Source organism: Streptomyces sp. 184 (assembly GCF_045781775.1).
Classification (GTDB): domain Bacteria; phylum Actinomycetota; class Actinomycetes; order Streptomycetales; family Streptomycetaceae; genus Streptomyces.
The window spans coordinates 5002254-5016062 of the sequence record NZ_CP123230.1; the positions used below are offsets into that span (position 1 = coordinate 5002254).

The 13809-nt window shown below is 76.5% G+C and carries 9 protein-coding genes and 1 pseudogene; 1 reads left to right on the forward strand and 9 read right to left on the reverse strand.

Annotated features, from left to right (window positions below; all coding sequences use genetic code 11):
• Nucleotides 1–74: 74 nt before the first annotated feature.
• The gene (locus tag QBL21_RS21035) at nucleotides 75–329 is read right to left on the reverse strand and encodes a hypothetical protein (RefSeq protein WP_407563774.1); all 255 of its coding nucleotides are present in this window, start codon (nucleotides 327–329) and stop codon (nucleotides 75–77) included.
• 170 nt (nucleotides 330–499) lie between these two features.
• Here QBL21_RS21035 and QBL21_RS21040 point away from each other — a divergent pair, with 170 nt between their 5' ends.
• A complete protein-coding gene (locus QBL21_RS21040; protein ID WP_407563775.1) occupies nucleotides 500–1810 on the forward strand; it encodes a protein kinase domain-containing protein in 1311 nt (436 codons plus the stop codon).
• A 111-nt stretch (nucleotides 1811–1921) separates the two neighbouring features.
• Here QBL21_RS21040 and QBL21_RS21045 read toward each other — a convergent pair whose 3' ends face one another.
• The 8 genes and pseudogenes from QBL21_RS21045 to QBL21_RS21080 all read right to left on the reverse strand — a co-directional run bounded on the left by QBL21_RS21045 (nucleotide 1922) and on the right by QBL21_RS21080 (nucleotide 13608).
• Entirely contained in the window at nucleotides 1922–2740 is an 819-nt protein-coding gene (locus QBL21_RS21045; RefSeq protein WP_407563776.1) for a TrmH family RNA methyltransferase, read from the reverse strand.
• Between the two features lie 128 nt (nucleotides 2741–2868).
• Nucleotides 2869–4110, reverse strand: a complete 1242-nt coding sequence (gene cobA, locus QBL21_RS21050; protein WP_407563777.1) for a uroporphyrinogen-III C-methyltransferase — start codon at nucleotides 4108–4110, stop codon at nucleotides 2869–2871.
• Between the two features lie 232 nt (nucleotides 4111–4342).
• On the reverse strand, nucleotides 4343–8548 hold the full coding sequence (gene cobT, locus QBL21_RS21055; protein WP_407563778.1) for a nicotinate-nucleotide--dimethylbenzimidazole phosphoribosyltransferase: 4206 nt from the start codon (nucleotides 8546–8548) through the stop codon (nucleotides 4343–4345).
• Between the two features lie 362 nt (nucleotides 8549–8910).
• The gene (gene cbiE, locus QBL21_RS21060) at nucleotides 8911–10230 is read right to left on the reverse strand and encodes a precorrin-6y C5,15-methyltransferase (decarboxylating) subunit CbiE (RefSeq protein WP_407563779.1); all 1320 of its coding nucleotides are present in this window, start codon (nucleotides 10228–10230) and stop codon (nucleotides 8911–8913) included.
• 134 nt (nucleotides 10231–10364) lie between these two features.
• Entirely contained in the window at nucleotides 10365–10970 is a 606-nt protein-coding gene (locus QBL21_RS21065; RefSeq protein WP_407563780.1) for a GNAT family N-acetyltransferase, read from the reverse strand.
• Between the two features lie 77 nt (nucleotides 10971–11047).
• Nucleotides 11048–11764: a MetQ/NlpA family ABC transporter substrate-binding protein gene (locus QBL21_RS21070; RefSeq protein ID WP_407566497.1), complete on the reverse strand. Its 717-nt coding sequence runs from the start codon at nucleotides 11762–11764 to the stop codon at nucleotides 11048–11050.
• Nucleotides 11765–11848: 84 nt separating this feature from the next.
• Nucleotides 11849–12568 (reverse strand): annotated as a pseudogene (locus tag QBL21_RS21075) (methionine ABC transporter permease); the annotation flags it as partial.
• Nucleotides 12565–13608, reverse strand: a complete 1044-nt coding sequence (locus QBL21_RS21080; RefSeq protein ID WP_407563781.1) for a methionine ABC transporter ATP-binding protein — start codon at nucleotides 13606–13608, stop codon at nucleotides 12565–12567. The pseudogene QBL21_RS21075 and the gene QBL21_RS21080, both read right to left, overlap by 4 nt.
• Nucleotides 13609–13809 lie beyond the last annotated feature (201 nt).

Genomic DNA, 13809 nt, shown 5'->3' on the forward strand with positions numbered 1-13809 from the left:
GCGTATCGATTGCCTGGCCTCCCGGAGGATGACTACGGCGAGAAGTCGCTACTCCCATGGGTGGAGACCGCGTACTACGTCCCAGGGTCTTCCCGGAGGGGGACCTCGCCGTCCGTGCGCGGCACGGGATGCTCCACCAGGGCGAGCACCCTGGTGGCCATGAACCGGGCCGTGCGCACCACCGAGCCGCTGCGCGTCACCTCGCTGACCTCGACCACTCCCCGGCGCACCGACGTCTCGACCCTCCGGCCGGCGCGCGAGGCCACCACCTGGTACGTCCGCGTCGTGTCCCCCGCGTCCACGACTATCTCCACTCGATCGCCCTTCACCTGTCCCGCATCCCCCTTCCAAGGGGCCGCACTTGGGCCCGGCCATACCTCCAGGATCCCACCCGGGACTGACAATTCGGCCCGCCGCACGGCGCCCTGCCAGCGCGAGCGGCGGTCAAGTCCGTAAGCTGTGCACGGCAGACAGACCGGGCAGCGGGGATGGTTACGGCATGGCGATGATGCGGCTCCGTCGTGAGGATCCGCGTGTCGTCGGCTCGTTCCGGATCCACCGGCGGCTCGGCGCGGGCGGCATGGGCGTGGTCTACCTGGGCTCCGACCGGCGCGGGCAGCGGGTCGCGCTCAAGGTGATCCGGCCTGACCTGGCGGAGGACCAGGAGTTCCGCTCGCGGTTCGCCCGCGAGGTCTCGGCGGCCCGGCGGATCCGCGGCGGCTGCACGGCCCGGCTGGTGGCCGCCGATCTGGACGCGGACCGCCCGTGGTTCGCCACGCAGTACGTACCGGGCCCCTCCCTGCACGACAAGGTCGGCGACGAGGGGCCGCTCGTGGCCGCGCGGGTCGCGGCGATCGGCGCGGCGCTGGCCGAGGGCCTGGTCGCCGTGCACGAGGCGGGCGTGGTGCACCGGGACCTGAAGCCGTCCAACATCCTGCTCTCCCCCAAGGGCCCGCGGATCATCGACTTCGGCATCGCCTGGGCGACCGGCGCCTCCACGCTGACGCACGTCGGCACGGCGGTCGGCTCGCCCGGGTTCCTGGCGCCCGAGCAGGTGCGGGGGCAGCCGGTGACGCCGGCGAGCGACGTGTTCTCGCTGGGCGCCACGCTCGCGTACGCGACGACGGGCGACTCGCCGTTCGGGCAGGGCAGTTCCGAGGTGATGCTCTACCGGGTGGTGCACGAGGAGCCGCTGCTCGACGCGGTGCCGGACGCGCTGGCGCCGCTGCTGCGCACGTGCCTGGCCAAGACGCCGGACGACCGGCCGACGACGCTCCAGCTCTCGCTGCGGCTGAAGGAGATCGCGGCCCGCGAGACGCACGGCCCGAGGGAGGACGCCGTCCCGCCGCGCCGAGCCGCCGCGGAGCGTACGGCCCCGGGCCCGACCGCCGCGCACCGGCCGCCGACGCCGCGGGCGACGGGTCCGGCCCGGCCGGGTCCGGGTCCGGGCCCCGCGCAGCGCCCCGGGCCGCAGGGCGCCGGGCGGCCGGGTGCGCAGCAGCGTCCCGGGCCGGCGCAGCGGCCGGGGCAGCGCGCGGGCGGCGGCGGTGCGGCGCGGGGGCAGGCACCGGCGCCGGACCGGGGCCGGCCGGCCGCGGAGCGCGGGCGGGCGGCGGAGCAGCGTATGCCGGGGTCGCGGAGCGGGCCGCGCGAGGGCGGCGCGGCGACGCCGCGCAAGGCCGCGCCGCCGCGCCGGCCGGCGCCGGACCGGGCGCGGCTGATGCGGCAGCGGCTGATCGTGTTCGTGACGGTGACGCTGCTGGTCGCGCTCGGCATCGCGGCGGCCCAGGGCTGCCAGGGCCCCCTGTAGTACAACCGGTGGATCACGCCGGGCCGCACGGTCCGGGGGCGGCCCACCGCGCCCGCCGCGGCCCGCGGCGGTTTTCGGCCACGCGCTGCGGCCCGGCCGCCGGGGCCGGGTTCAGCCCTCGGCCGGGGCGGTGGCGACCGCGTAGAACGCGACGGCCGCGGCGGCGCCGACGTTCAGCGAGTCCACGCCGTTCGACATCGGGATACGTACCCGCTGATCCGCCGCCCGCAGGGCCCCCGCCGACAGCCCGGCGCCCTCCGTGCCCAGCATCAGGGCGACCCGCGGCAGCCGCTGCGGCGCCGCCTCGGTGATCGGCACCGCCTGCGGGTCCGGGGTGAGGGCGACGAGGGTGAAGCCCGCCTCGCGGACCGTCTCCAGATCGTGCGGCCAGGACTCCAGCCGCGCGTACGGGACGTGGAAGACGGCGCCCATGGAGACCTTCACGGACCGCCGGTACAGCGGGTCCGCGCAGTCCGGCGAGAGCAGCACGGCGTCCATGCCGAGGGCGGCGGCGCTGCGGAAGACGGCGCCGACGTTGGTGTGGTCGTTGACGGTCTCCAGCACCGCGACGCGGCGGGCGCGCGCCAGCAGCCCGGCGGCTTCGGGCAGCGGCCTGCGGTGCATGGAGGCGAGCGCGCCGCGGTGCACGTGGTAGCCGGTGACCTGCTCGGCCAGCTCGGGGCTGACGACGTACACGGGCGCCGGCAGCGCGTCGATGACGTCCCGCATCACGTCGACCCACTTGGCGGAGAGCATCATCGAGCGCGTCTCGTAGCCGGTCGCGACCGCGCGCCGGATGACCTTCTCGCCCTCGGCGATGAACAGCCCCTCCGCGGGCTCGCGCCGGCGGCGCAGCTCGACGTCGGTGAGGCCGGCGTAGTCGGACAGGCACGGGTCGGCGGGGTCGTCGATCGTCAGGAGTTCTGCCACGGGACGATCCTGCCGTGCCGCGGGCGGAATCCCGACGCCGGGGTACGCGGCGGGGCCGGCCGGGCCGCCGTTCCTTCGGCCGGGCGACCGGGCCCGCGGTCCGCTCAGCCGTCCACGCGGCCGTCCGCTCAGCCGAACGACCGCGCCGCGACCTCGCCGACGACGATCACCGCCGGGGGCCGTACCCCCGCACGCTCCACCGCCTCCGCCGCCGTGGCGAGCGTGGCGTCCACCCGCCGCTGCGCCGCGGTCGTGCCCTCCTGCACGACCGCCACCGGCGTCGCGGGGTCGCGCCCCTCGCGTACGAGCGTCTCCGCGATGGCGCCGATCCGCTCCACCGCCATGAGCAGCACCAGCGTGCCGCGCAGCCGCGCGAGCGCCGGCCAGTCGACGAGCGATCGCTCGTCGTCGGGCGCGACGTGGCCGCTGACGACGGTGAACTCGTGCGCCACCCCGCGGTGCGTGACCGGGATGCCGGCTACCGCCGGAACGCTGATCGCGCTGGTGACGCCCGGCACCACCGTGCACGCCACGCCCGCCTGCGCGAGCGCCTCCGCCTCCTCCATGCCGCGGCCGAAGACGAACGGGTCGCCGCCCTTGAGCCGGACGACCGCCTTGCCCGCCCTGGCGTGCCGGATCAGCGCCTCGTTGATGGCCTGCTGGGCCATGGCCCGCCCGTACGGGATCTTCGCGGCGTCGATCACCTCGACGTGCGGCGGCAGTTCGTCGAGGAGGTCGCGGGGGCCGAGGCGGTCGGCGATGACGACGTCGGCCTCGGCGAGCAGCCGGCGGCCCCGGACGGTGATGAGGTCCGGGTCGCCGGGGCCGCCGCCGACGAGGGCGACGCCCGGGACGCGGGTACGGTGGTGCGGGGCGGTGAGCGTACCGTCGCGCAGGCCCTCCACGACGGCGTCGCGGACGGCGGCGGAGCGGCGCGGGTCGCTGCCGGTGAGCACGGCGACCGTGACGCCCTCGCTGCGGCCGGTGGCCGGGGTCCAGGCGGTGGCGGCGGAGGCGTCGTCGCTGCGTACGCACCAGACGCGGCGGCGCTCGGCCTCGGCGGAGGCGGCGGCGTTGGCCTCGGGGTCGCGGGTGGCCACGACCGCGTACCAGGCGCCCTCCAGATCCCCGTCCGCGTACCGCCGCCGCTCCCACGTCAGCTCCCCGGCGTCCGCCATCGCCTCCACGGACGGGGTCGCGGACGGCGAGACGAGCGTGACCCGGGCGCCTGCGGCGAGCAGCGCGGGCAGCCGGCGCTGGGCGACCTGGCCGCCGCCGAGGACGACGACGCGCCGGCCCGCGAGGCGCAGGCCGACGGGGTACGGAGACGCGTCGGAACCGGGGGCGGGACGGGCGGGGGGACGGGACATGGCGAGCGGCTCCTCGTACGTGTGCCGGCCGCTGCGGCGCTGGAGCGGCGGTTCGTCGCTGACTGCGGTCGGTTGCCGGGCCGCGGCGCGTGCGGCCCGCGACGCCAACCCTATGGCCTGCGCGGAAGCCCCGTCGCGGCGGACACCTGCCCCGCGTACCGGGGACCCGCGCGGGCCGTCAGCACACGGCCGCGTACGACCCGCTCTCTCCGGGCCGTACGCGCACCTGCGCTCAGCCCTTCTCCGTCACGCCCGCCGCGTCGAACGTCGCCACGTCGTGCATCGCCCGCGCCGCGCTCTGCACCAGCGGCAGCGCCAGCAGTGCGCCGGTGCCCTCACCGAGACGCAGGTCGAGGTCGATCAGCGGGCGCAGCCCCAGCTTCGTCAGCGCCGCCGCGTGCCCGGGCTCCGGGCTGCGGTGGCCCGCGACGCAGGCCGCCAGCGACTCCGGCGCCACCGCGCGGGCGACCAGCGCCGCCGCGCCCGCGCTCACGCCGTCCAGGATGACGGGCGTGCGCAGCGCGGAGCCGGCGAGGATGAAGCCGACGAGCGCGGCGTGCTCCAGGCCGCCGACCGCGGCCAGCACGCCGATCGGGTCGGAGGGGTCGGGGCGGTTGACCTCGATGGCGCGGCGGACGGCCTCGACCTTGCGGGCGTGCGTCTCGTCGTCGATGCCGGTGCCGCGGCCGGTGACCTCGGCGGGCTCGGAGTCGGTGAAGACGGCGATGATCGCGGCGGACGCGGTCGTGTTCGCGATCCCCATCTCGCCGGTCAGCAGCGCCTTGTTGCCCGCGGCGACCAGGTCACGGGCGGTCTCGATGCCCACCTCGACGGCCCGCAGCGCCTCCTCGCGGGTCATCGCGGGGCCCGCGGTCATGTCGGCCGTGCCCCTGCGCACCTTCCGCGGTACGAGACCCGCGGTGGCGGGCAGTTCCGCGGCCACCCCGGCGTCCACGACGCACACCTCGGCGCCCACCTGGGCGGCGAAGGCGTTGCAGACGGCGCCGGCGCCGAGGAAGTTGGCGACCATCTGGCCGGTGACCTCCTGCGGCCAGGGCGTGACGCCCTGCGCGTGCACGCCGTGGTCGCCGGCGAAGACCGCGACGGCCGCGGGCTCCGGCACCGGCGGCGGGCACTTCCGGGACAGGCCGCAGAGCTGCGCCGCGATGATCTCCAGCACGCCGAGCGAGCCGGCCGGCTTCGTCATCCGCTTCTGCCGCTCCCACGCCTCGCCGAGCGCCTTGGCGTCCAGCGGGCGGATGCCCTCCAGCGTCTCGGCGAGCAGGTCGTGCGGGTCCTCGCCGGGCAGCGCGCGGCGGCCGTAGCTCTCCTCGTGGACGACCCAGGACAGCGGGCGGCGCTTGGACCAGCCGGCCTGCACCAGCTCCGGCTCGTCGGGGAACTCGTCGACGTAGCCGACGCAGAGGTACGCCACGACGTCCAGGTGCTCCGGCAGGTCCAGCTCGCGGACGAGTTCGCGTTCGTCGAAGAAGCTGACCCAGCCGACGCCGAGGCCCTCGGCGCGGGCGGCGAGCCAGAGGTTCTCGACGGCGAGCGCGGAGGAGTACGGGGCCATCTGCGGCTGCGTGTGCCGGCCGAGGGTGTGCCGGCCGCCGCGGGTGGGGTCGGCGGTGACGACGATGTTGACCGGGGTGTCCCGGATGGCCTCGACCTTCAGCTCCTTGAACTGCTTCGCCCGGCCCTTGGGGAGGCTCTTCGCATACGCCTCGCGCTGGCGGGCGGCCAGCTCGTGCATCCGGTGGCGGGTCTCCTCGGAGCGGATGACGACGAAGTCCCAGGGCTGGGAGTGGCCGACGCTGGGGGCGGTGTGGGCGGCCTCCAGGACGCGGAGCAGCACCTCGTGGGGGACGGGGTCGGAGCGGAAGCCGTTGCGGATGTCGCGGCGTTCGCGCATGACGCGGTGGACGGCGGCGCGCTCGGCGTCGGCGAAGCCGGGGGCGGCGTCGGGGGTGTCCGCGGGGGCTTCGTCGCCGGGGGCGTCCGCCGGGGCGGGAGCGGGTGCGTCCGCGGCGGCGGCGGGTGTGTCCGTCGCTGCGGCGGGTGCGTCGGCTGCGGGTGCGTCCGTCGCGGCGGCGGGGGCAGCGGCGGGGGCCGGGGTGCCGGCGGCGGGGGCCGGGGTGGCCGATGCGTCGTCCGCCGGGGCGGGTTGGGGCGCCGGGGGGCCCTGCGCCGGTACGGAGACGCCGGGAGCCGCGGCGTCCTGGGCAGCCGCCTGGCCGTCACCGGTGGGGGCAGCGGCGGCGGTGACCGGCGCGCTGACCGCGGTGCCGCGGCGGCGCCGGGCGCGGAGCTGCGTGACGAGGGCGCCGGCGCGCGCGTTGGCGGCGGTCACCTCGCCCTCGGGCGGGACTTCGGACGCGGAGTCGGCCGCCGCGTCCGCGGCGGTGGCGGGCGGAGCGGGCTCGGCGTCGGTCTGTACGTCCAGCGACACGCCGCGCCGGGCACCGGCTGCCGCGTGTACGGGGCCGGTCGCGGCGGCGTCGTCGCCCGCCGTCCGCGCGGCGGGTACGGCGGGCTGCCCGCCGGGCACGGCCTGACCGTTCGCGGCCCGCGCCTTGGTGCCGTTGACGGGCTGCCCGTTGGCCACGGGATGGGGCACGGCCCCGTCCGCGGGCTGCTCGGCGGCGCCGCCCGGACGGTCCGTCCTGGCGTGCCCGTTCACCTGCGCCGCGGCCGGGGGTTCGGCGGGGGTCGTGTGGTCCGCCGGCTTCTCTTCCCCGGCGTCGGGCCGGGAGCCGTCGTCCGTCTGCCCCTCCGTTACGGCCGGGGCCGCCCCGCCGTCCGCGGGCTGGTCCCCCGCGGCGGCATCGGTGCGACCGGCCGTCTGCGCCGGGGAGTCGGTGCCGGACTGCATGTCAGTGGGTCGGCCGTCGGTCTCCCGGGGCTCGGCGGCAGCGGCGGCCTGCGGCGCGGCACCGTCGCCGGACTGCGCCGCGGCGGGTACGGCGTGCGGCGCCGCACCGTCGGCGAGTTCACCGGTCCCGGCAGCCTGCGCCTGTTCCGCGGGAGCCGGCACCGTCGCCTGGGTCGCTGCGGCGGCCTGCGGGGTCGCGGTGCCGTTGACGGCCTGCCCGCCGGTCGCGGGAGCGGCGTCTGCGGGCTGTGCCTCGGCGGCACCGCCCTGGCCGCCGGAGGGCGTAACGGACCTGTCCTGGGTGGAGATCCCGCGGCCCAGCGAGGCGCCCGCCGAGGCCGCCGCCCTGCGGACGGCGGCCTGTGCCGCGTCCACGCCGGCGCTCACGGGAGCCGGTGCGTGCGTACCGCCCGCGCCCTGCTCGGCCGTGGGGTTCGCGGCCTGCGCCGCGGCGGCCTGCTCGCCGTCGGCGCCCGGGGTGGTCCCGTCGAACGCGCCCTGTTCGGGCGTCGCGCCGGACGGCGGGGGCACCGGGGCCGCCACCGTGGCGCCGTCGCGCGCGGGGGCCGCCTCCGGGGCGGTCGCGCCCGCGGAGTCCTCCGCACCGACCTCCCGCGGCGTGGCCGGGGCGACGGTCTCCGCGTCGGCGGCGTGCGAGACGGTCGTCCAGCCCGCCGGGGCAGGCGGGATCTCGCCGAGCTGCGGACCCGGCAGGTGGGCCGGGCCGACGCGGGTGACGTCCAGGTACTCCGGGCCGACCGTCGGCGGCCCCGGGGTACGCACCGGCGGCTGCGGGACCTGCCCGCCGGCCCCGGCCACCTGCGGCGGTACGGAACCCACCGCGGTCGGCAGCGACCCGTGGGCCGAGGTCCCGCCCTCCCCGGGTGCGGCGGCGTGAACGGGCCCGCCCGCCGCGGAAGTCTGCTCGGGTACGTCAGCGGCCACCGCCTGCGGTCCGGCCTGCACGGCCTGCCCGGCACCCGGCACCGCTCCCGGCCCCTCCGGCCCGCGTTGCACCGCGGCGGCCTCCGGCCCGGCCGCAGCCGGAACCGGCGAACCGGCCTCCGTACCGGCCGCGTTGCCGCCGTCCGCCGAAGCGCCGGCGCCCGGAGCGCCACCGATCGGGGCTACGCCGCCCGGGGCGCTCGACGCGCCCGCGTCCGCGGCGGCGACCGCCTCACGGGTGTCCACGGAACCGCTCGCCGGACCCCGGTCGGCGAGCGAACGCACCACTCCCCCGGCCGTCTCCGGCACCGGCGGGCCCATGTGCAGCGGACGCCGCTGCCCGCCCGTGGCCGGCTCCGCACCGCCCGCAGGCGGCGCGCTCCGCGCGCCGGTGTCCGCGGTCGCCCCGGCGGCCGCCGGGAGCCGCGGGTCGGTCCAGGCGCCCTGCGCGCCGGGCAGGAACAGGAAGTCGTCGTCGTCCGCCGCGGGGGCGGGCTCGGGGTCCGGGGCGGGCGCGGGGGCGCCCGGCTGCGCGGCGGCGGGGGCGGAGTGGTGTCCTCCGGCGGCGTCGTCCGGCCCCGGCTGGTGCCCCTCCGGGAGCTTGCCGGTGTCAGTCATGCGTCCGTACCCCTCGCCCATCGCTCCAGCTCCTTCTCCGACCGTCCGTCCGGCAGCAGCCCCCCGCGGGACAGACCGGCCGCCCATAGCTAGAACGAGCACACCCCGCCCGGCGGCACGACCGTCCAGCAGGGTTTACCTTCCCGACAACTGCGACAAGACCCCCGGACATTACCGGCATTCGGCAACGCTGCAACGAACGCCAGGTCACGGCACAACAGTCGGCCAGCCTACCCGCAATCCGCACGCGAGTCCGGCTGGGGTCGGGGCCCGCGGGTGCCAACGGGCGCATCCCGGGGAGCACCCGGCGCACGCCTCCCGCGCTCCCGGAGCGCATCGCGCGCACCGCGCGCACCCCCGGGTCAGCTCCCGCGGCTCCCCGCGATCAGGAACACCACGGTGCGCTCCCGCTCCCGCCAGCCGGTGCCCTGCCCGGCGTCCGCGGGGGCGTCCGGGTCGAGGTCGACGGACTGGAGCAGCGAGCACTCCACGGCGTATCCGGCGTCCGAGAGGGCCCGTACGACCTCCTCGGCGGCGTCCCGGGTACGGGCGTGGGCGACGATCCGCTCCGGGCGCCGGGCGGCGCACTCCGCGACGACCGCCGCGCCCCCTCCCCCGACCCGCACCACGTCCGGCTCCGGCAGGTCGTTGAGTACCCCGGGGGCGGTGCCGTGGACGGTCTGGAGCAGCACCCCGAAGCGGCGGGCCGCGGCGGCGGCGCGGGCGCAGGCGTCGGGGTCGCGGTCGACGGCGATGACGGCGGCGCCGAAGCGCGCGGCCTCGACGGCCGCCGCGCCGCTGCCGGAGCCGATGTCCCACACCAGGTCGCCCTGCCGGGGCCCGAGCCGGGCGAGTTGGACGGCGCGCAGTTGCGGCGCCTCGCCCTCGTCGGGTGCGGCGGCGTACTCCGCGGGGGCCAGGCTCCAGCCGCGCAGCGCGGGCGGGTAGCCGGCGTCGTGTCCGGCCAGCCAGCCGCCGGCCGCGGGCTGCCCGGCGGCGCCCTGGCCGGGAGCCCCCGGAGCCCCGGGAGCGCCCGCGGTGCCGGCAGCGGCGGGCACCGCGCCGGCGCCCGACCCGATGCCGCCGCCGATCACCAGCGTCACGTTCGGGTCCCGCCAGACGTGGTCCGCCACCTTGTCGGATGTGAGCACCGTCACCCGCTCCTGCCGCCCGCCCAGCTCCTCGCAGATGACGAAGGTCCGGTGCACGTCCCGCAGCAGCAGGGCGAGTTCGGCGGGGCCCGCGCCCGGCGAGGTGAGGACGGCGACCTTGGGGTGCGCCCGGCAGACGTTCACGGCCCGGCGCAGGTTGCGCTCGTGCGCGACGACGACCTGGGCGTCGTCCCACGGCATCCCGGCGCGGGCGAAGGCGGCGGCGACGGACGAGACCGCCGGCAGCACCTCGACCTCCAGGCCGTGTTCGGGGGCGCGCAGGGTGCGTACGACGCCGAAGAAGCCCGGGTCGCCGTCGGCGAGCACCACCGCGGAGCCGCGGTGGCGGGCGATCCTGCGGGCCGCGAGGCCCACGCTGCCCAGGCGGATCCGCTCGGCGCCCGGCGGCACCTCGGGCAGGTCGAGGTGGTGGGCCGCCCCGGCGACGAGGCTGGCCGCGCCGAGCGCGGCGCGCGCCGCGTCGGTCGGCGGAGAACCGTCCCACCCGATCACGGTGACGCGGTCCGCCATCGCTCACTTCTCCCCTGGTCGTCGGCTGCGGGACGCGCCGGCGGGCCGGCGCCCCGCTCCCGGCCCGCGGCGGCGCGCGCGTACGCGGCCGTACGCGGCCGTTCGTACGAGGGCGCACCGGAGGTAAGGGAGCGTCAGAGCACACTACTCCCGCCGTCCGCGTCCAGGTCCTCCGGCAGCAGGCTCCAGACGATCAGGTCGGTGCGGATGTCCGTCCAGCCGCCGTCCTCGGTGCGGGTGCGCGCTATCCAGGCGTTGCGCAGCACGCCCTCGCTGATGCCGCCGAGCTTCTGCGCGACCTGCTGCGCCGCGGTGTTGTCCGCGGCGGTGCGCAGCTCAAGACGCTCGAACTTCTGCACGTCGAAGAGCCAGCGGGCCACGACGAGCACCGACTCCGCGGCATACCCCTCGCCGCGCGCCCAGGGGGCGACGACGTACGAGACCTCGGCGGCCAGCGTGCGCCAGTCGGTGCGCCGCAGGTGGACGACGCCCACGAGCCGCTGGGTGAGGAACTCCGAGACCGCGAAGACGATGCCCCGGCCGCCGGTGCGCTCGGCCGGGGCTACGCGCGTCACCCAGTCGCGGGCGTCGTCCCGTGTGTACGGGTGCGGCGCCTGCGTCCACGCGGTGACGGCCTCGTCGTTCATCATCTCCGTCAGCGCCGGCACGTCCTCCTCGTCGAACGGTCGGAGCACCAGCCGGTCCGTGCTGAGGGAGACGTCCGGGAAGGTGGATGACATGCGCTTCTCCGAGTGCGTGGACCGATGACGAGCTGACCCGGACAGCATGCAGCATCCGCGGGCGGATATGCCACGGCTCAGCCGACGGGACCGAACACCGGTACGGACGAGGGGAACTCCTTCTCCATGAACGCCTTGGTCTCGGGGGAGTTGAGCAGTTCGCCGAGCTTCCTGATCTCCGGGTTGTCCGCGTCGTCGGCCGGTACGGCGAGGATGTTGACGTAGGGGTTGCCCTCGGCCTCCTCCAGCGCGACGGCGTCGGTCCGCGGGTCGAGGCCGGAGTCGATGGCGTAGTTGCCGTTGATGACGGCGGCATCGACGTCCTGGAGCGCCCGCGGTGTCTGGGCCGCCTCCAGTTCCTCGATGTCCAGGCCGCGGTCGTCGGCAATGTCGCCGAGGGTGGCGTTGAGGCCGGTGCCGTCCTTCAGCTCGATGAGGCCCTGGGCGTCGAGGAGATGGAGGGCGCGGCCCTCGTTGGTGGTGTCGTTCGGTACGGCGACGGTGTCGCCGCTGCCGAGGCCGGAGACGTCGTCGGCCTCCTCGGAGTACAGACCGAGCGGTTCTACCAGGACGCCGACGGTCGGGACGATGTCGGTGCCGTTCTTGTCGTTGTAGTCGTCGAGGAACGGGGTGTGCTGGAAGAAGTTGGCGTCGACCTCGCCGTTGGCGACGGCCTCGTTGGGCTTGACGTAGTCGGTGAACTCGCGGATCCGCAGGTCGATCCCGGCGTCCTCGGCGAGGTTGTCCTTGACGAAGGTCAGGATCTCGCCGTGCGGCGCGGGCGTCGCGGCCACGGTGACGGTGTTCGCGTCGCCGTCGCCGCCGTCGGAGGTCAGCCCGATGGTGCCGGCGGTGAGCGTGCCGACGAGCGCGACGCCGGCGACCGCGGTGACCCCGGCCCTGGCGGGACGGGAGATGCGCAGGTAGGCGGCGCTGCGGGTGCTGCGGTCCGCGAGGCTGCGGACGAAGAAGTCACCGATCAACTGGACGACGTTGACGAGGACGACGAGCAGCACGACGGTGACGAGCATGATGTCGCCCTCGTAGCGCTGGTAGCCGTAGCGGATGGCGACGTCGCCGAGGCCGCCGCCGCCGACGGCGCCGGCCATGGCGGAGTAGCCGACGAGGGCGATGACGGTGGTGGTCAGGCCCGCGACCAGGGACGGCAGCGCCTGCGGCAGGAGCGCCTTGCGGACCACGGTCCAGGTGCTGCCGCCCATCGACTGGACGGCCTCGGTGAGGCCGGCGTCGACCTCCCGTACCGCGGTCTCCACCAGCCGGGCGAAGAACGGGACGGCGCTGATGGCCAGCGGCACGATCGCGCCCTTGAGGCCGATGGACGTGCCGGCCAGGGCGCGGGTGAAGGCGGTCAGCGCCAGCATCAGGATGATGAACGGCAGCGACCGGCCGATGTTCACGACGAGCCCGATGACCCGGTTGACGAGGACGTTCTCCAGCGGGCGGCCGCGGTCGGTGAGGACCAGCAGCACGCCCAGCGGGGTGCCGAGTACGACGGCGACGAGCGCCGCCCAGCCGACCATGGCCAGCGTCTCCCACAGCCCGGTCAGCAGCTCGGGGCGTATCTCGGTCCAGCTCACTTGGCACTCTCCAGGGCGGACAGGCCGGCGGCGCCGGCGCCGACCCGGTCGGCGTCGATGCCGACCGGGTCTATCTGTAGGCCCTGCTCGCGCAGGAAGCCCAGGGGGACGGCGTTCTCCTCGTACGGGCCGGGCAGCTCGATGCGCATCCGGCCGACCTGCCGGCCGCCGACGGTGTCCATGGCGGCGCCGAGAATCGACACGTCGAGGTTGTAGGTGCGCGACAGGTGGGAGATCACCGGGCGGCTCGCGGTGTCGCCGTGGAAGGTGATGTCGACGATGGTGCTCCTGGTGCCGTATGCCTCGCCGCCGACCGGGAAGAGCTGGGCGGCGATCTCGGAGCCGGGGGTGGCCAGCAGTTCGTCGAGGGTGCCGGACTCGGTGATGCGGCCGGAGCGCATCAGGGCGGCGGAGTCGCAGACGGCCTTGACGACGTCCATCTCGTGGGTGATGAGCAGGACGGTCAGGCCGAGTTCGCGGTTGAGTTCGCGCAGCAGCGCGAGGACGGAGCGGGTGGTCTCGGGGTCGAGCGCGGAGGTGGCCTCGTCGGAGAGCAGCACCTGCGGGTCGCCGGCGAGCGCGCGGGCGATGCCGACGCGCTGCTTCTGGCCGCCGGACAACTGCGCCGGGTACGACCTGGCGCGGTCGGCGAGGCCGACGAGGTCGAGGAGTTCGAGCGCCTTGCGGGCGCGCTCCTGGCCGGACAGGCCCAGGATCTCCAGCGGCAGTTCGACGTTGTCCTGCACGGTGCGGGCGCTCAGCAGGTTGAAGTGCTGGAAGATCATGCCGATACGGGTGCGGGCGGCGCGCAGCTCGCTGCCGGACAGGGCGGTGAGGTCCTGGCCGGCGACCGTGACGGTGCCGGAGTCGGGGCGCTCCAGGAGGTTGATGCAGCGGATGAGGGTGGACTTGCCGGCGCCGCTGCGGCCGACGACGCCGAAGACCTCGCCCTCGCGTACGCGCAGGTCGACGCCGTCGAGCGCGGCGGTCTCGCGACCGCGGGAGCGGTAGACCTTCTTGAGGTCCGTAACTGTGATCACGTGGGTTCCATCGCTCTCGGGTGCCCGCCGCGGGCGCGGGCGGGCACGGGCGCGCCCACGGCGGGGCGCGCTGCTCGGGTGAGTGGAGTGGCTGAGGTGACAGGGGTGACTGGGGTGGCTCAAGTGACGGGGTGCTCCTGGCGGCGGTGCACACGGGGGTGCGGTGCGGCCTCGGGGCACGCGGGCGCGGCTCACGGCACG

What these genes read in the sequence shown, in the direction of transcription:
- cobT (WP_407563778.1), bottom strand. Translation starts at nt 8,548, where the DNA reads ATGACTGACACCGGCAAGCTCCCGGAGGGGCACCAGCCGGGGCCGGAC.
- cbiE (WP_407563779.1), bottom strand. Translation starts at nt 10,230, where the DNA reads ATGGCGGACCGCGTCACCGTGATCGGGTGGGACGGTTCTCCGCCGACC.
- cobA (WP_407563777.1), bottom strand. Translation starts at nt 4,110, where the DNA reads ATGTCCCGTCCCCCCGCCCGTCCCGCCCCCGGTTCCGACGCGTCTCCG.
- QBL21_RS21040 (WP_407563775.1), top strand. Translation starts at nt 500, where the DNA reads ATGGCGATGATGCGGCTCCGTCGTGAGGATCCGCGTGTCGTCGGCTCG.
- QBL21_RS21065 (WP_407563780.1), bottom strand. Translation starts at nt 10,970, where the DNA reads ATGTCATCCACCTTCCCGGACGTCTCCCTCAGCACGGACCGGCTGGTG.